Here is a 16777-nt window from a genome sequence, read left to right on the forward strand (position 1 = left end):
GGTTCAGCACCCCTTTTCGGCCGCAGAGGGTGTGACGCCGTGCAACGCCGCGACGATCTCCTCGACCGCCCGCGCCGCCCTCGGGACGGCCTGTGCGACGGGTTCGGTCAGCCCGATGCCCTCCTGCACGCTGCCCGCCTCGCACCCGACCACCACGGTGTAGGGCGGATGACCGCCCAGCGCCCGCAGGCTGGCGAAGACCGCGGCGGGATCCATGCTGTGCCCGTCGAGGCCGTTCGTCTCGGGTGACGAACCGTGGTCGGCCTGAAAGACGTGCAACGTGCCGGGATTGCCCTGGCTTGGCACGGCGTCGACCAGGACCAGCGTGTCCCACTCTTCGAGCAGGTCGTAGGCCAGGTGCATGCCCCGGATTCCGTAGTCGATGACCTGGACCGTCGGATCGTCCTGGGGCAGTTGGGCGTTACGGACCACTTCGGAGCCGAACCCGTCGTCGCCCAGGAAAATGTTGCCGATCCCGGCTACCAGGATGCGCGTCGTCATGGTTGCACTCGCGTCGGTTACATCCGCCTCAACTTGAGATACCGGCGGGCATCGGGCACCGATATCGCGCCGAACACCACCGCGATCGCGGCCACCAGCGCGACGATGGCGATGAAGATCCAACCTAGGATTTCCATGGTGAACTCCCTTCAGGGATTTGTGCTGTGCTGCGATTGCAGCGGTTCGACTTCGTCGGGGGAGAAGTAGAGGTAGCGGCCGTACCAGTCGTGCAGGTCGGCGGCCGGGTCCTCGTCGACGACGACGGCGACGTGCTTGTTGCCCTCGACGTCCTCGTGCACCGACGTGACGCGGGCGGTCTTGCCTGCGACGAAGATGTCCTGCGCGTCGGCGTTGCGCCGCGGCCGCAGCCGGACCATGCTGCCCCGCGCGATGCGGACCCCGTTGACCAGCACCGCGTCGATCTCGGGCCGGACGGCGTTGTCGGCCAGTGGATCCCACCAATCCACGCCGTCGGGGATCTCGGGCACCAGGCCGGCGGGGACATTGAGCGCGTGCGGGTCGCGCAGCACGCCGTGCAGTCGTGCCATGGCCTCGGCCGACATGGCGTCGCATTCGTCGATGATTCGCGCGGCCCGTGGGTCGGTGGCCCGGGCCTGTGCCTTCTCGTCGTCGGTCATGGTCATCACGCGCAGGGTGAGGATCTCGTCGATCTCCGTGCAGTCGTACAGGGCGGTGTCGCTCTGTTCGGCGACTTCGGGATGGTCGTAGAGGATGATCGGTGAGATCAGCAGCATGTCGTCGGTTCCCGGGGGTCCGGCCAGGACCGGGAAGCAGCGGTGCCGTCGGCAGCGGGACACCGCGTCCGTCGCGACCTGAGGTGGCTCGAGCAGCGAGATGAACCGGCCGCCGACCACTTCGGCGATGAGGTGGGTTCCGATCATGGATCGCGCGATCACTGAATTCTTATCGTCATGTGCGTGTACGGCGGCACCGGCGTTGGTGACCTTCACCGAGACGCGCCGCAGGCCGCCGTCGGGCTCGCTGGTGACGGTCAGTTCACCGCGTATCTCGTGTCGTTCGCGAACCAGCCGGCCGCCGTCCAGGGTTTCGATTTCGGTTGCCGCGCCGACCGTCACCGGCAGCGACCAGGGTTGGTCGCCGAACGCCAGGGGGCCGAAGGAGATCTCGCATTCCACGGCTTCGTCCCAGGTCAGCCACGACCCGGCCGGGGTGTGGAGCTCGTCGACGGGAATGAAATCGCCGTCGCCGGTAGCCCGTTCGGCCCGCCGGTGCTGCAACTGCAGGAAGCGCACCACCAGCGTCAGCGCGCGGGCGTCGTCGACCAGGAACTCCGCGGACAGCGTGTCGTCTTCGCCCAGGCCGGCCTCGGCCGCGCCGGGCGGGCCCAAAACACCGAATTGCCACCGTGATTGGTTCTTGCTCGACGTCCCTCGATACGGGTAGAGCAGATAGCCCTCGTAGAGCACCGCGTCGGCGACGGCGCGGGCCCGATCCCAGCTCGATGTCATCGCGTCACCTCGTGATCGACGGTGGCATCCAGCAGCGAGGTGACCGCGTGGTCGAAGTCGAGCATTCCGTGGGCCGACTTGTAGCGGGCCAGTTCCGCGATGGTCTCGTGGCTCAGCCGAATCCACCCGCTGTTGGGATAGTGCTGTGCGATCAGGTCGCGCCAGACGGTGACCGGCATGGAGTAGTTGTCCTCACAGTCCCAGGACACCTGCTGAACCGAGAACCCGCGCTCGGAGTTGACGAAAATCGTTCCGCTGAACAGGAACTGCAGCGGCACCGCCCCGTCGCGCAGCGCGTGCAGGTATTTGGCGGCGGCGACCTCGAAGTCGTAGGTGCAATCCAGGGGCAGGGTCGCGGTCGTGTGCCCAATGAAGCCCGGCACCATCGCGGTGCAATGCTGCCAGAGGAAGGTGCGTTGGGTGCTGGCCCAGCGTTCGCGGCCGCCGAACAAATCCATCAGCCCGGCCGCCTCGTCGTCGGAGTAGGTGCGGCGCAGCGGCTCGATGCGGACCTGGCACCGCAGGGCGATCGCGTGCACCGGGTCGTCGCCGCCGGCAGTGACGCCGACGCGGGCGGTGAGTAGCGGGCTGACGCTGTACGGTTCGGCGGTCACGTCCAGAACCTCGAAGCTCACGTTCATCGGCGGGGCGTTCATCGCGGTGTCTTTATGGCCCGGGTGGCGAGCCGGTCGAAGAAGTCGTCGATGAATTCGCGGGCCTGCTGGCCGCCGTCGAAGCCGCGCCACACCAGGCGCAGGCGTCCGACGAATTCGTAACAGGCGTCGATGGGCACCAGATAGGTTTGTGGCTGCGACAATTCGCCGTCCTGGGCGCTGTCGGCGACCCGGACGAGCAGCGCCTCCACGTCGTCGGCCAGCAGGCTCACCCGCGGATCGGCGCCGCGGATGGCGTCCCAGGCCTCCATGTCCAGTTCGGATTCGCATGCACCGGCCGGTCCCGGGTAGAAGGCGACGGTATGGCCGAGGGCGGAGTTGGTGAAGAAGAAGGCGACCCCGACAGGGATCTGCAGCGCCTCCCACACCAGGCGGTCCAGCGCGAAGTCGGGAAACGACAGATACCGCTCCGGCACCGCACGGTAACGCAGGTCGGCTTCGTCATCGGTGAACAACAGATAGCAGGCGCGGCAGACGCACATGAGCTGGCGGCCGGCCACATTGACCACGTGCTGGTGCTCGTCGGCGATCGATTCCGCGCACATCTCGCACCGCTCACCAGCCGGCTCGGGGGCGCGACGGTCGCTCCTGATGCGGGCAAGTACATCGAACGGGGTGCTCATGCCGGCGCGCCCAACACGTCGGCCCGCATCGCCACCGACAGCACACCGTCGCGGGTCAGCAGCGGAATCGGATCGAGATGGCCGGCCCGACCATCGGGCACCGCGGCTCCCGCACCGACGACGTCGAAATCCGTGCGGCAGCCGGCACAGCGCAGCATTGCACCGTTCAGCTGCGAACCCGCCAGCGAGTCGTCACACACCGGGCAGTGATCCCGGTAGGCGAAGGTCTGGTCGCCGACCCGGCAGGCCAGCACCGTCGCCTGGTCGACCATGAATCCCGCGACTTCGCCCGGTGCCAACTCGGCCAGCTCGGGTGCCGGGTGCCAGGCGGTCGGCCCGTGGCCGTTCGAATGCAGATGCGCCAGCAGCGATTCCGCGGGAATCACGCTCGCCGGAGCGGTCGTCGCCTCGGCCGTCACCACCTCGATCGAGGAGATCTCCGGCGCGGCCGCCCGGACCGCATCCTGCACGGCCAGTTCCAGCGTCACCGCCGACGACGGGCAGCTCTTGCAGCTGCCGGCGAAGGCCAGCCGCACGGTGTCGCCGGCGACCTCGAGCAGGTCGACGTCTCCGCCGTGCGAACCCAGGTAGGGCCGCACCCGGTCCAGCGCGTCGGAAACCCTGCGGTGCACGTCGTGCGGATGCAGGCCGTGGACCAGGAGCAGGCTGGCCACCAGGTCGTCGGTGGCCAGCCGCTCGACCAGCCCCCCATCCGGTTCGGGTTCGCAGGCCATCCGCATGATCCGCTCCAGTCCGGCGCCGTAGAGCCCGACTACCTCGCGAACCAGTTGCTGCGCACGCTCATACGCGGCGGTCCCACTTGCTGCGCAGGAATCCAGCAGTATCTGGATCCGATCGCCCGCCTCACGCCACTGCGCGTCGTTCGCGGACTTCTCCGGGCGATCCGCCATGTGTCACTCCCCGACAGGCGACTGGGTCGGCGTGTGCAGTCTGTCCAGGGATTTGCCCTTCCCCAGGTACATGTGCACGCCACACGGCAGGCACGGATCGAAGCTGCGCACCGTGCGCATGACGTCGATGCCCTTGAAGTTGTCCCGGCCGTTCTCCTCGAAGATCGGCTGGCCCTGCACCGCGTCCTCGTACGGGCCGGGTGTGCCGAAGCTGTCGCGCGGGTTGGCATTCCACGGAGTCGGCGGGTACGGGTGGTAGTTGGCGATCTTGCCGTCCCGGATCACCATGTGGTGGCTGAGCACACCACGCACCGCCTCGGTGAAGCCGCATCCGATGGCCTCGTCGGGCACGTTGAACTTCTCCCACGTCTTGGTGCGCCCGGCGCGAATCTCCTCGAGTGCCTTCTCGGCGAAGTGCAATGCGCACGCCGCCGCGTAGGCCTGGAAGTAGGTGCGTGCCCGGTCGCGTTCGAGCGTGTTGCTGCCGTACGTGGGGATCTTCCACTCCAGCTCGACCGGTCCCTTCAGGGCCGTCTTGGGCAGGTTGATCTTCACGCTCGAACCGGTCGCCTTGACGTAACCGATGTCGACCAAGCCGGCCAGCGCGGTCGACCACAGCCGGGCCAGCGGGCCGCCGCCGGTGTCCAGCGCCAGGTGGTCCTTGCCGTCGAACCAGCGCGGCGACATCACCCAGCTGTACTTGCCGCCCTCTAAGTCCCGCTTCTGCGGGTGCGGGTTGGTGTGCTGGTTCCACGGGTGGCGCCGGTCCACCGCGTTGCCCAGCGGATCGGTCTTGACGAACATCTCCTGGTCGGTCCAGTCGTCGTAATATGAACTGCCCAAAAGGATTCGGATTCCGAGGTTGATGTCCACCAGCGAGTGGGTGACCAGCTTGCCGTCGACCACCACGCCCGGGGTGACGAACATCGCGTTACCCCAGCGCTCCATGTCCTTGTATTCGAAGTTGCACACCTCGGGATCCTGGAAGGAGCCCCAGCAGCCCAGCAGGGTACGGCGCAGCCCGACCTTCTCGTAACCGGGCAGTGCGGTGTAGAAGAAGTCGAACAGGTCGTCGTGCATCGGCACGACCTTCTTCATGAATTCGACGTAGCGCATCAACCGGGTCATGTAGTCGGTCATCAGCTGGATGGTCGCCACCGTGCCGACTCCGCCGGGGTACAGCGTGGAGGGGTGCACGTGGCGTCCCTCCATGAGGCAGAACATCTCTCGCGTCCACCGGCTGACCACGAGCGCCTCGCGGTAGAACTCACCGCTGAACGGGTTGAGCGAGCGCATGATGTCCGCGATCGTCTTGTACCCGTGAGCGTCCGCGTGCGGGGCGGGCGTCTTCTCGGCCAGCGAGAGCACACTCGGGTTGGTCTCGGAGACCATCTTCTCGCAGAAGTCAACGCCGACCAGGTTCTCCTGGAAGATGTTGTGGTCGAACATGTATTCCGCGGCCTCGCCGAGGTTGACGATCCACTCACCGAGATGCGGCGGCTTGACGCCGTAGGCCATATTCTGCGTGTAGCACGAGCAGGTGGCGTGGTTGTCGCCGCATATGCCGCAGATGCGGCTGGTGATGAAGTGGGCGTCGCGGGGATCCTTGCCCTTCATGAAGATCGAGTAACCGCGGAAGATCGACGAGGTGCTGTGGCACTCGACGACCTCTTTGTTCTCGAAGTCGATCTTGGTGTAGATGCCCAGGCTGCCCACGATCCTGGTGATGGGATCCCAGGCCATGTCGACCAACTGGCCGGGTTCCCGCTTGGCTTCGTCGGCTTTGGGGGTGATGGTTGTCATCGCGCTACTTCTTCCCGCTTTGGCTGCTGTCAGCGTTGGCTGATGCGGCGACGGCTCTTCGGCTACGAATGTGAGTGAGGAGCGCGCCGACCCGGTAGGTGACCTACCAGGTGCGGCGGGCTCCGGTGGTGAGTTGGTCGCCGTTGTGGCGCCACCGCGGCTCTTTGTCGACGGTGCGTTCCGTGATACCCCTCAAACTGCGAATCACGGCTCCGTACAAGCCCGACGCGGTGCTCGAGATCTTGCCGCCCGGCGGCTCGTCCATGAACGGCATGAACTTGTCCGGGAACCCCGGCATCGTGCAGCCGATGCAGATCCCACCGACGTTGGGGCAACCCCCGACACCGTTGATCCATCCGCGCTTGGGCACATTGCATTTCACGACAGGGCCCCAACAGCCAAGCTTCACAATGCATTTCGGTGACCCGTACTCGGTGGCGAAGTCGCCCTGCTCGTAGTAGCCGGCCCGGTCGCAACCCTCGTGCACGGTCTTGCCGAACAGCCACTGCGGGCGCAGCGCGTCATCGAGCGGGATCATCGGTGCCTGACCGGTCGCCATGTAGAGCAGGTAGGTCAGCGTCTCCGACAGGTTGTCGGGCTGGATCGGGCAGCCGGGCACGCACACGATCGGAATGCCTGCCTTGCTCGTCCAGTCCCAGCCGAGATAGTCCGGTACGCCCATCGCCCCCGTCGGGTTGCCGGCCATCGCGTGGATTCCACCGTAGGTGGCGCAGGTCCCGACCGCCACGATGGCGGTGGCCTTGGGCGCCAACCGGTCGAGCCACTCGCTGGTGGTCATCGGCTGCCCGGTGGCCGGGTCGTTGCCGAAGCCGCACCAGTAGCCCTCGTCCTTGATCTTCTCGTTCGGAATCGATCCCTCGACCACGAGCACGAAGGGTTCCAACTCGCCGCGGTCGGCCTTGAAGAACCACTCCAAGAAGTCGTCGGCGCCTCCGTTGGGTCCGCATTCGAAGTCGATCAAGGGCCAGTGCACGGCTACCTGGGGGAGTCCGGGCAGGGCTCCCAGGGCGATCTCCTCGACGCTGGGCTGGGTGGCAGCAGTCAACGCCACCGAATCACCGTCACAACTGAGGCCCGCGTTGATCCATAGAACATGGATCAATGTTTGTTCTGCCTTGACTGCTGCTTCTGTTGGCATGCTGCAGCTTTCCGGAGCCGGGCTGGGACTCCTGCGCCACCGGAGTCGACCGTCGGCCCACTTGCGCAGCGCTATTTTTTGGGTCTACTCCCGCTATCGAGCGTTGTCAACGGTCCGATACCGCTGACTAGTAGTCACGTGTCGCATAGTGCCGAAAAGCCATGGCGCGCTTGGGCGATTCGTCGAGTCCGGCCGACCGTTTCGGCGCGGTCGTCCTGCGAATGCCTCGCAGGAGATCGCACTTGCGCCCGCGACGATTCAGGCGCCGTCCGCGGCGAAGCGACGCAGCCAGCCGAACCACGCGGCCATTCCGTCGCCCGTGCGCGCACTGACCGGCAAAATCGTCGCTGCCGCATTGACTTTGCGGACATGGGCGATGTACGTGTCCACGTCCACGTCGAGGTGGGGCACCAGGTCGATCTTGTTGAGCAGCACCACATCGACCGACCGGAACATCACCGGATACTTCAGCGGCTTGTCCTCGCCCTCGGTCACCGAATACACCATGGCCTTGGCGTGCTCGCCGACGTCGAACTCGGCCGGGCAGACTAGATTGCCGACGTTCTCGATGATCACCAGGTCCAGCGCGGCAAGGTCGAGCCCGGGCAGTGCGCGGTTGATCATCGGCGCGTCGAGGTGGCATTCGCCGCCAAATCCGTTGCTGGTATTCAGCAGCGATACCTGGGCGCCGCGGCCGCTGAGCTTGGCCGCGTCCAGGTCGGTGGCGATATCGCCCTCGATGACCCCGAGCCCCAGCTCGCCGGCGAGTTCGTCGAGCGTTGCCTGCAGGATGGTGGTCTTGCCCGATCCCGGCGAGCTCATCAGGTTGAGGGTGCGCACCCCGTTGCTCTCGAAGGCCACCCGGTTGGCGTCGGCGAGCAGGTCGTTCTCGGCGAAGATCGCCTCCAGCACGTCGATGCGCTGGCTGCCGGTCCGATAGCGGCTGTGATCGCCGTGGTCGTGATCGTGATCGTGCGGAAGGTGATCGTGGGGGTGGGTGTGCACGGTTCCGTCGTCGTGCCGATGAAATCTACCCATCGCCAACGCCTTTCATGAGACATCCAATGACGTCACCAAGAATTCGTTGCCGTGCAGCACCTCGACGTCGGAACTGTCGCACTCCGGACACCAGATCGACCACGCCGAGGTGATCTCGGATTGCCCGCCGCACGCACGGCAGCGAACCTCGGCGCCGACGCATTCGAGTTCCAGCTCGGCGTCCGGCATGTCCTCGGCGTCGCGGACGAGCGTCCAGCAGAAGGACAGCGACTCGGGCACCACCTGCCGGAGCGCACCCACCCGCACCCGCACCACGTCCACGTGCCGGCCGTCGGCGTGATCCTTGACCACGTCGGCGATCGCTTCGCACAGCGACAGCTCATGCACCGCCGATCACCGCCGATCCGCGAGCTGGGCGCAGGCCGCAAAGCCCATGAGCACTGTTCTACACCCGAACGGCGGATCGCGGTCAGCCTCGGGCCGCTCGGCTCAGGAGGTCCACTTCTCTTCGATGCGCCCATACCGCCAGACGAGCAGGGCCACCGCCCACGTGACGACGAACATGCCGACGACGACGTAGCCGATCGTGTTCAGGTCCAGCCCGCCGATCCAGCTCCAGAATGCGCCCCGCCAACCTAGTTGGTCGGCGAACAGGACGAGGAGTTCGATACTGCCGATCAGCAGCGCGACCGCGACCGACAGCGCGGTGATGGTGATGTTGTAGTAGATCTTGCGCACCGGGTTGGAAAAGGCCCAGCCGTAGGCGAAATTCATGAACGAGCCGTCGATGGTGTCCAGCAGGCACATGCCGGCGGTGAACAGCACCGGCAGGCACATGATGGCGTACCAGGGCAACCCGGCGGCGGCGCTGGTGCCGGCCAGCACCAGCAGCGCGATCTCGGTGGCGGTGTCGAAGCCGAGTCCGAACAGCAATCCGACGGGATAGCAGTGCCAGGACTTGGTGATCGACTTCGTGACGCGGCCGAGCAACCGGTTCATCAGTCCGCGGTTGTCCAGGTGCCGCTCCAGTTCGGCGGCGTCGGCGTCGGGATCGTATTCGCCCCGGCGCAGCCGAGCGAAGACCCGCAGGATGCCGACCAGGACGATGATGTTGAGCAGTGCGATCGCGTACAGGAAGACACCCGAGACGCTGGTGCCGATCAGGCCGGTGTAGTGGTGCAGCGTCGAGGAGTCGTCTTCGACCGGGCCGACGAGCGCCTTCACGCCGCACGCCAGCAGCAGCGCCAGCCCGAAGACCACCGTGGAGTGGCCCAGCGAGAAGAAGAAGCCGACGGCCAGCGGACGCCGCCCGTCGTTCATCAGCTTGCGGGTGGTGTTGTCGATGGCGGCGATGTGGTCGGCGTCGAAGGCGTGCCGCATGCCCAGGGTGTAGGCCGTCAACCCGATGCCGACACCAAACGCCTTGCCGCCCAAGCTGTATTGGGCCGGCGCCACGATGAGGATCATGGTGAGCCAGCCGAGCAGGTGCAGCGCGACGATCACCGCCAGCATCGCTGCCAGCCGCCACCACTCCGCCTGCGTCAGGGCGCCGAGAAGCCTGCTCGTCCGTGACGGCCGCCGGTCGATCTCGGTGCTGGCCACTGGGGTCCTTCCGGCGCGCGTCCTTGCGGTATCGGCTGAGAACAACCGGCACGACTGTAAGTACCCCGCCTCGCCAGATGCAAGTGAGTCGCAGGAATTAAGGTGTCGTGATCGCGCCGAAGACTGGCGATCCGGCCGCGTGGGGACGACACTGAACCGGTGGCGCCCAAGCCGTCGGTACTGGATGCGTCGGTCACCGAGAGGATCGGCGATCTTCTGCGCGCACGGGGGCTGCGGCGGATGGCCTCACGAATCCAGGTGCTGGCGGTGCTCGAGCCCGTCAACGGTCACCTGCCGGTCGCCGAGATCGACAAGCGGCTGCGGGAATGCTTGCCGCCCGGCACCCACGCGCCCGACGTGGCGACCGTCTATCGCACGGTGACGACGCTGGTCGATCAGGGGGTGTTGCACGCGTTGACGCTCGACGGCGGCGTGACGACCTACGGTCTGGCCACCGCGCCGCACCATCATGCGGTATGTACGAAGTGCGCCACCATCATCGAGGTGCCCGCCCGCCAGCTGAGTTCGGCGCTCGAACACGCGATGGCGGGCAGTTCGTTCACGCTGTCGGAGGCGGCCGGACTGACGCTGCACGGCCTGTGCCCGCAGTGTCAGGGTGACGAGGCCGCCGCGCGGCCGCGCCCGCGCTGAGGTCAGCGCAGGCCCAGTAGCGCGTTCTCCACCACCTCGGGCAGCGCAGGGTGGATCCAGTACTGCCCGCGGGCCATCTGCGCGGCGGTGAGCCCGAAACTCATTGCCTGGATCAACGGCTGGATGATCGACGAGGCCTGATGGCCCATGATGTGCGCACCCAGCAGGCGCCCGGTGCCGCGCTCGGCGATGAGTTTCACGATGCCCGTGGTGTCCTCCATCGCCCAGCCGTAGGCGACGTCGCCGTAATCCTGAATCTTGGTCGATATCTTGAAACCCTGTGCGATGGCTTCGTTTTCGGTCAATCCGACGCTGGCGATCTGCGGATCGGTGAAGACCGCCGACGGCACGTAGCGATGGTCCGTGACGGCCATCGCCTCGGTGTCGTCCCAGTCGCAGAGCAGGTTGTGCTGCACGACGCGGGCCTCGTGGTTGGCGACGTGCTTGAGCTGATACCGCGAGGAGACGTCGCCGAGCGCGAAAACCCCACGCGCGGTGGTCCGCTGGTACTGGTCGACGGCCACCAGGTCGTCCTCGACTGCGACACCGGCCTGCTCGAGGTCGAGTTGATCGGCGTTGGACACCCGCCCGGTCGCCACCAGCAGCGCGTCGGCGTTGATGGTGTGGCCGTTGTCGAGTTGCACCGCGACGCCGGACCCCTGGTTCTCGGCGCCCACGACATTGCAATGGGTGTGCAGTTCCCATTTGTTCGCCGCGATGCGGGTAAAGCGTTCGCCGACAACGTCGTCGAGATGCCGTAACAGCGTGGAGCCCCGAACCACCAGGGTGACCCGCGAGCCCAGCGCGGAGAAGATGTGCGCGAATTCGGCCGCTACGAAACCACCCCCGACGATCACCAGATGCTCTGGTAACTCCGGGATTCGCATGATCGTGTCGCTGGTGTGGTACCGGGCGCCGCACTCCAGGATCGCCGGAGGCACCACGGCCCGGGCCCCCGCGGCGATCACCACCTGATCGGCCGAAAACTCGTCGTCCGCGTCGGTGCGCAGCAGGTAGCGGCCGTCGGACTGGACCGGGCCGAATCGGATGTGCTGCTTGTACACGTCGATATTGGGGGCGGCGCTGCGATAGTCCTCACCGCCGACCCCGATCGGATCGATACGCCCGAAGACGCGTGAGACGATGTCGTCCCAGCGCACCCGGTCGATGTGCGCGTCGATGCCGTAGCGTGCCGCGGTCCGGATCGAATCGGCGACTCCGGCGGCGTAGACAAACATCTTGGTCGGGATGCACCCGACGTTCAGGCAGGTGCCGCCGAAGGTGCCCTGCTCGCAGATCGCCACCCGCTTATCGGCAAAACGGTCGTCGAGAATGCTGTTGCCCGAACCGGTTCCGATGATCGCGATGTCGTAGGTCTCCAAGCCGTCACCCCTTTCGCAACGCTGCCGAGGCGTCATTGGTGGTGCGCAGGTAGCCGTCCAGCCAGAGATCCAGTTCCCGATAGGCGACTTCGCGCGGACCCGGCAGTGATAAGAACACGTCGTGCTTGGCGTCGGCCACCGGAACCACGGCGGTGCGGTTGCCGATGCAACCGGCCCAGCGGGCGATCTGGGTGACGTCGAGAACCGCGTCGCCGTACCGCATGGATGCGGAATCGGCGCTTTCGCGCACGCTGTGATCCGATCGCAGAATCAGATTCGGCACGCCCACGTCGAGACCGCGATGCAGCCGGGCCTGGCCGCGGCGGATGGCGTGCAGCCAGCCGAAGGTGATGGGGAAGCCGCCCACGGGTTTCCACTGCAGGTTGTAGTCGAAGTCGCCGTCGTAGTCGCGGTGCAGGGTGGTGCCGTAGCCGCCCTCTCCCGGCCACCGGGCCACGCCCTTGGACCGCACGCGGGACAGGCCGGCGATCAGCGCCACGGTCACGGAATGCCGCAAGACGGGCGGGCCGGGCAGCTCCAGGAACGGGCTGTTGAGCACCAGGCCGCCAACGCGGGCGTGCGCGGCCGGATTTCGCCGGCGCAACCGGTCCAGCCACAGCGACACGATGAGACCGCCCGCGGAATGGGCGTACAGCAACACCTTGCCGGGTTCCGCGATGCCGGCCAGCGCCTGGTCGAGTTCGGCCTCGTAGTTGGTGAGGTCGGTGATGAAGTGCGGCGTCTGGCCGTCACGCCGCGATCGGCCGCACTTATGGAGGTCCAGCGCGTAGAAGCGCAAGCCGCGCGCCGCGAACCGATCGGCCAGCTCGGTGTGGAAGAAGTAGTCGGTGTAGCCGTGCACCGCCAGCACCGCGTGGCCCGTCTCGCGGCCCGCCTGGCGCGGTTCGGGTCCGCGCCGAATCAGCGTCGCGACGATGTCGCCCTCACCGGCGGGATCGGACCCCAGCGCGATGGTGCGCTGCTGGTAACCGGGGAGGACGTCAGGCACCCAGCCGGTCACTTCGCCGGTCACCCTGCCAGTCACCGCGCCTTTCACCACGCCAGCTTAGAGCTTTTGCTGGGCACCGGGCGGCGCACGTCGTTCGCGGCCACTTTGCCTCGGGATAACCTGAGGATCGGCCCAGTCGAGGGAAGGACCAGCAAGCCGGTGTCATCGCTAGCCAGAACCACGTCGACGGACGTCGTGCTGGTGGGCGCGGGCATCATGAGCGCGACGCTGGGAGCGTTGCTGCGCTGGCTGCAGCCGGACTGGTCGATGACCTTCGTGGAGCGTCTGGACGCCGTCGCCGCCGAGAGCAGCAGCCCCTGGAACAACGCGGGCACCGGCCATTCGGCGCTGTGCGAGCTGAACTACACCCCGCAGCGCGCCGACGGTTCGATCGACATCGGCAAAGCGGTGCGCATCAACGAGCAGTTTCAGGTGACCCGCCAGTTCTGGGCCTACGCCGTCGAGACCGGGATCCTGACCGATCGCCGCTTCCTCACCGCGATCCCGCACGCGAGCTTCGTGCGAGGCGGGCAAGGCGTCGAGTATCTGCGCCGCCGGCAGCGGGCCCTGGCACCCAACCCGCTGTTCGCCCGCATCGAATTGATCGAGGACGCGGGCGAGTTCGCCCGCCGGTTGCCGTTCATGGCGGCCGGGCGCGACTTCTCCGAACCGACCGCGCTCAACTGGGCCGCGCACGGCACGGATGTCGACTTCGGCGCCCTGACGCGACAGCTCGTCGGGTTTTGCGTGCGCGGTGGCGCGACGGCCCTGTTCGGCCACGAGGTGCGCAACCTGTCCCGCAGGTCCGACGGCGGCTGGGCGCTGTCCATCCGCAACCGGCGCACCGGCGAAAAGCGCCGTCTGAACGCCAACTTCGTTTTCGTCGGGGCCGGCGGTGATGCACTGCCGCTGTTGCAGAAGTCCGGCATCGGCGAGGTCAGGGGTTTCGCCGGATTCCCGATCGGCGGCCGGTTCCTGCGCGCCGCCAATCCGGCGCTCACCGCCGGCCACCGTGCCAAGGTCTACGGCGCTCCGGCGCCGGGGGCGCCGCCGCTGGGCGCGCTGCATCTGGACCTGCGCTACGTCAACGGCAAGCCTTGGCTGGTGTTCGGCCCCTACGCCGGCTGGTCACCGAAGTTCTTGAAACACGGCCACGTCACCGATCTGCCCCGCTCGGTGCGGCCGGACAACCTGGCCTCGCTGCTCGGTGTCGGTGTCAGCCAGCTGAGGCTGCTCCGGTATCTGCTGGGCCAGCTGCGGCTCTCCGGCCCGGACCGACTACGGATGCTGCGCGAATTCGCGCCCACCGCAACGGGTTCGGACTGGGAACTGACGGTTGCCGGTCAGCGCGTCCAGGTGATCCGGCGGGACAAGCGCACGGGCGGGGTGCTCGACTTCGACACCACCGTGGTGGGGGCCGCCGATGGCAGCATCGCGGGGCTGCTCGGCGGCTCCCCGGGAGCGTCGACGGCGGTGCCGATCATGCTCGGGGTGCTGGAACGCTGCTTTGCCAACCGCTTTCCATCGTGGCTGCCCGCGCTCAAGGAGATGGTTCCGTCGCTCGGGGCGACGCTGTCGGATGAGCCGGCGCTGTACGACGAGGTTTTTTCCTGGGGAACGAAGGTTTTGGGGTTGAGCAATGAGGAGGGGCGCCGCCAGTGACAGAAGCACTGCGACGTATTTGGGCCAAAGACCTTGACGCCCAGACACTCTACGAGCTACTCAAGCTCAGGGTGGAGGTGTTCGTCGTCGAACAGGCGATTCCGTATCCGGAGCTGGACGGACGCGACCTGCTCGCCGAGACCCGGCACTTCTGGCTGGAAACGGCCGGCGGCGAGGTGATTTCCACGCTGCGGCTGATGGAGGAGCACGCCGGGGGCGAGAAGGTGTTCCGGATCGGGCGGCTGTGCACCAAACGTAATGCGCGCGGCCAGGGGCACACGACCCGTTTGCTGCGCGCGGCGCTGGCCGAGGTGGGTGACTACCCGTGCCGGATCAATGCGCAGACCTATCTGGCGGACATGTACGCCCAGCACGGATTCGTGCGCGACGGCGACGATTTCCTGGACGACGGCGTTCCGCATGTGCCCATGCTGCGGCCCGGGTCGGGTTTGGCGGCGAAGCCGTGAAGCCCTACCCGTTCAGCGCCATCGTCGGGCACGACCAGCTGCGCCTGGCCCTGCTGCTGTGTGCCGTGCGTCCGGAGATCGGCGGCGCGCTGATCCGCGGCGAGAAGGGCACCGCCAAGTCGACGGCCGTGCGCGGCCTTGCGGCGTTGCTCTCCGAGGCCACCGGCAGCGATGCCGGCCTGGTCGAAATGCCGCTCGGGGCAACCGAAGACCGGGTGATCGGCTCGCTGGACCTGCAGCGGGTGTTGCGCGACGGCGAGCACGCGTTCTCGCCGGGCCTGCTGGCCCGCGCGCACGGCGGTGTGCTCTACGTCGACGAGGTCAACCTGCTGCACGATCACCTGGTCGATGTGCTGCTCGACGCCGCGGCAATGGGGCGGGTGCACATCGAACGCGACGGCATCTCGCACTCGCACGAGGCCCGGTTCGTTTTGATCGGCACCATGAATCCCGAAGAGGGCGAACTGCGTCCGCAACTGCTGGACCGGTTCGGGCTCACCGTCGACGTCCACGCGTCGCGCGAGGTGGACGTGCGGGTGCAGGTCATCCGGCAGCGGCTGGCCTACGAGGCGGACCCGGATGGTTTCGCCGAGCGCTATGCCGACGCCGACGCGGAGCTGGCCCGGCGAATCGCCACGGCGCGCGCGCTGGTCGACGATGTGGTGTTGCCCGACAACGAATTACGGCGGATCGCAGCGCTGTGCGCGGCGTTCGACGTCGACGGCATGCGCGCCGATCTGGTGGTGGCCCGCACCGCGGTCGCGCACGCCGCGTGGCGCGGCGCGCACACCGTCGAGGAAGAGGACATCAGGGTGGCCGCCGAACTGGCGCTGCCGCACCGCCGCCGCCGCGATCCGTTCGACGATCCGGGCATCGACCGTGACCAGCTGGACGAGGCCCTGGCGCGAGCCGGCTCGGATCCGGACCCCGATCCCGACCCACCCGGCGGTGGCGAGTCCAGCCAAACGGAACAAGATGCACCGCAACATAATCCATCCGAAAGCGGCACGCCGCAGGCGCCGAAGACCAGGCCCAGCGCGCCGCCGGCGAAGACCTTCCGCACCCGCGCGCTGCGCGTTCCGGGGGTCGGGGAAGGCGCGCCAGGGCGGCGCTCGCGGGCCCGCAACGCCAGCGGCAGCGTCATCGCGGCCGCCGACGCGGACGACGCGGGTTGGGCCGGGCACGGACTGCACCTGTTCGCCACCCTGCTGTCGGCCGCCGAGCGCGCCGGTGCCGGGCCGTTGCGGCCGCAGCCCGAGGACGTGCGCCGCGCCGTGCGCGAGGGGCGCGAGGGCAATCTGGTGATCTTCGTGGTGGACGCGTCGGGTTCGATGGCCGCACGCGATCGCATGTCCGCGGTCAGCGGTGCCGCGCTGTCGCTGCTGCGCGACGCATATCAGCGGCGCGACAAGGTCGCCGTGATCACGTTCCGGCAGCACAAGGCGCGGTTGTTGTTGCCGCCGACGTCGTCGGCGCACATCGCCGGTCGGCGGCTGGCCCGCTTCGACACCGGCGGCAAGACCCCGCTGGCCGAAGGCCTGCTGGCGGCGCGTGAACTCATCGTGCGGGAGAAGGCGCGTGACCGGGCGCGGCGGTCGCTGGTGGTGGTGCTGACCGACGGCCGGGCGACCGCCGGCCCGGATCCGTTGGGCCGCACTCGAACCGCGGCGGCCCGGCTGGTCGCCGAGGGTGCCGCCGCGGTGGTCGTCGACTGCGAAACGTCCTTAGTGCGGCTGGGCCTGGCCGAGCAGCTAGCCCGCCACCTCGGCGCCCCGGCGATCCGGCTCGAGCAGCTGCACGCGGATTCCCTGACGCGTGCGGTGCGCGACGCGGCCTGAGCGGAA

Annotated in this window: 17 protein-coding genes; 4 read left to right on the top strand and 13 right to left on the bottom strand. The window is 67.5% G+C overall.

Features of this window, described 5'->3' with window-relative positions; genetic code table 11:
• Positions 1-3: 3 nt before the first annotated feature.
• From ACZYVJ_RS22515 to nicT, 11 genes are all read right to left on the bottom strand, one after another.
• Positions 4-501, bottom strand: a complete 498-nt coding sequence (locus ACZYVJ_RS22515) for a hydrogenase maturation protease (RefSeq protein ID WP_463833385.1) — start codon at positions 499-501, stop codon at positions 4-6.
• Between the two features lie 17 nt (positions 502-518).
• The gene (locus ACZYVJ_RS22520; protein WP_463833386.1) at positions 519-638 is read right to left on the bottom strand and encodes a DUF6893 family small protein; all 120 of its coding nucleotides are present in this window, start codon (positions 636-638) and stop codon (positions 519-521) included.
• 12 nt (positions 639-650) lie between these two features.
• Positions 651-1991: a hypothetical protein gene (locus ACZYVJ_RS22525; RefSeq protein WP_463833387.1), complete on the bottom strand. Its 1341-nt coding sequence runs from the start codon at positions 1989-1991 to the stop codon at positions 651-653.
• Complete coding sequence (locus ACZYVJ_RS22530; RefSeq protein WP_463833388.1) at positions 1988-2647, bottom strand: DUF6084 family protein; 660 nt, start codon at positions 2645-2647, stop codon at positions 1988-1990. Before ACZYVJ_RS22530 ends, ACZYVJ_RS22525 begins: the two co-directional genes overlap by 4 nt.
• On the bottom strand, positions 2644-3288 hold the full coding sequence (locus tag ACZYVJ_RS22535; RefSeq protein ID WP_463833389.1) for a DUF5947 family protein: 645 nt from the start codon (positions 3286-3288) through the stop codon (positions 2644-2646). The genes ACZYVJ_RS22530 and ACZYVJ_RS22535 overlap by 4 nt, the downstream gene beginning before the upstream one ends.
• Entirely contained in the window at positions 3285-4199 is a 915-nt protein-coding gene (locus ACZYVJ_RS22540; RefSeq protein WP_463833390.1) for a NifU family protein, read from the bottom strand. Before ACZYVJ_RS22540 ends, ACZYVJ_RS22535 begins: the two co-directional genes overlap by 4 nt.
• A 3-nt stretch (positions 4200-4202) precedes the next feature.
• Positions 4203-6002, bottom strand: coding sequence for a nickel-dependent hydrogenase large subunit (locus tag ACZYVJ_RS22545; protein ID WP_463833391.1), 1800 nt, complete (start codon positions 6000-6002; stop codon positions 4203-4205).
• Positions 6003-6105: 103 nt separating this feature from the next.
• Positions 6106-7161: an NADH-quinone oxidoreductase subunit B family protein gene (locus ACZYVJ_RS22550; RefSeq protein ID WP_463833392.1), complete on the bottom strand. Its 1056-nt coding sequence runs from the start codon at positions 7159-7161 to the stop codon at positions 6106-6108.
• A 258-nt stretch (positions 7162-7419) separates the two neighbouring features.
• Positions 7420-8199 carry a hydrogenase nickel incorporation protein HypB gene (gene hypB / locus ACZYVJ_RS22555; RefSeq protein ID WP_463833393.1) on the bottom strand — a complete coding sequence of 260 codons (780 nt, stop codon included), beginning with the start codon at positions 8197-8199 and terminating at the stop codon, positions 7420-7422.
• A 12-nt stretch (positions 8200-8211) separates the two neighbouring features.
• On the bottom strand, positions 8212-8547 hold the full coding sequence (locus ACZYVJ_RS22560) for a hydrogenase maturation nickel metallochaperone HypA (protein WP_463833394.1): 336 nt from the start codon (positions 8545-8547) through the stop codon (positions 8212-8214).
• A gap of 102 nt (positions 8548-8649) precedes the next feature.
• On the bottom strand, positions 8650-9762 hold the full coding sequence (gene nicT, locus ACZYVJ_RS22565; protein WP_463833395.1) for a Nickel transporter NicT: 1113 nt from the start codon (positions 9760-9762) through the stop codon (positions 8650-8652).
• A 159-nt stretch (positions 9763-9921) separates the two neighbouring features.
• Between nicT and ACZYVJ_RS22570 the strand changes: the two genes are divergently transcribed.
• Entirely contained in the window at positions 9922-10413 is a 492-nt protein-coding gene (locus ACZYVJ_RS22570) for a Fur family transcriptional regulator (protein WP_463833396.1), read from the top strand.
• A gap of 2 nt (positions 10414-10415) precedes the next feature.
• Here the strand turns inward: ACZYVJ_RS22570 and mtr are convergent, their stop codons facing one another.
• A complete protein-coding gene (mtr, locus tag ACZYVJ_RS22575; protein WP_463833397.1) occupies positions 10416-11795 on the bottom strand; it encodes a mycothione reductase in 1380 nt (459 codons plus the stop codon).
• Between the two features lie 4 nt (positions 11796-11799).
• Positions 11800-12816, bottom strand: a complete 1017-nt coding sequence (locus ACZYVJ_RS22580) for an alpha/beta hydrolase (RefSeq protein WP_463833832.1) — start codon at positions 12814-12816, stop codon at positions 11800-11802.
• A 147-nt stretch (positions 12817-12963) separates the two neighbouring features.
• Between ACZYVJ_RS22580 and mqo the strand changes: the two genes are divergently transcribed.
• From mqo to ACZYVJ_RS22595, 3 genes are read left to right on the top strand one after another with little or no spacing between them, the layout of a single operon-like run.
• Positions 12964-14466: a malate dehydrogenase (quinone) gene (mqo, locus tag ACZYVJ_RS22585; protein WP_463833398.1), complete on the top strand. Its 1503-nt coding sequence runs from the start codon at positions 12964-12966 to the stop codon at positions 14464-14466.
• Positions 14463-14933 carry a GNAT family N-acetyltransferase gene (locus tag ACZYVJ_RS22590; RefSeq protein WP_248606634.1) on the top strand — a complete coding sequence of 157 codons (471 nt, stop codon included), beginning with the start codon at positions 14463-14465 and terminating at the stop codon, positions 14931-14933. Before mqo ends, ACZYVJ_RS22590 begins: the two co-directional genes overlap by 4 nt.
• Complete coding sequence (locus ACZYVJ_RS22595) at positions 14930-16771, top strand: magnesium chelatase subunit D family protein (RefSeq protein ID WP_463833399.1); 1842 nt, start codon at positions 14930-14932, stop codon at positions 16769-16771. The genes ACZYVJ_RS22590 and ACZYVJ_RS22595 overlap by 4 nt, the downstream gene beginning before the upstream one ends.
• The last annotated feature ends 6 nt before the right edge of the window (positions 16772-16777 follow it).

The sequence above is a fragment of the Mycobacterium sp. IDUB_3 genome, from assembly GCF_055419585.1.

Bases quoted from the DNA above. Each gene is read 5' to 3' on its own strand.
- ACZYVJ_RS22520 (WP_463833386.1), bottom strand. From the start codon at position 638: ATGGAAATCCTAGGTTGGATCTTCATCGCCATCGTCGCGCTGGTGGCC.
- ACZYVJ_RS22530 (WP_463833388.1), bottom strand. From the start codon at position 2,647: ATGAACGCCCCGCCGATGAACGTGAGCTTCGAGGTTCTGGACGTGACC.
- ACZYVJ_RS22515 (WP_463833385.1), bottom strand. From the start codon at position 501: ATGACGACGCGCATCCTGGTAGCCGGGATCGGCAACATTTTCCTGGGC.
- ACZYVJ_RS22540 (WP_463833390.1), bottom strand. From the start codon at position 4,199: ATGGCGGATCGCCCGGAGAAGTCCGCGAACGACGCGCAGTGGCGTGAG.
- ACZYVJ_RS22545 (WP_463833391.1), bottom strand. From the start codon at position 6,002: ATGACAACCATCACCCCCAAAGCCGACGAAGCCAAGCGGGAACCCGGC.
- hypB (WP_463833393.1), bottom strand. From the start codon at position 8,199: ATGGGTAGATTTCATCGGCACGACGACGGAACCGTGCACACCCACCCC.
- ACZYVJ_RS22535 (WP_463833389.1), bottom strand. From the start codon at position 3,288: ATGAGCACCCCGTTCGATGTACTTGCCCGCATCAGGAGCGACCGTCGC.
- ACZYVJ_RS22525 (WP_463833387.1), bottom strand. From the start codon at position 1,991: ATGACATCGAGCTGGGATCGGGCCCGCGCCGTCGCCGACGCGGTGCTC.
- ACZYVJ_RS22550 (WP_463833392.1), bottom strand. From the start codon at position 7,161: ATGCCAACAGAAGCAGCAGTCAAGGCAGAACAAACATTGATCCATGTT.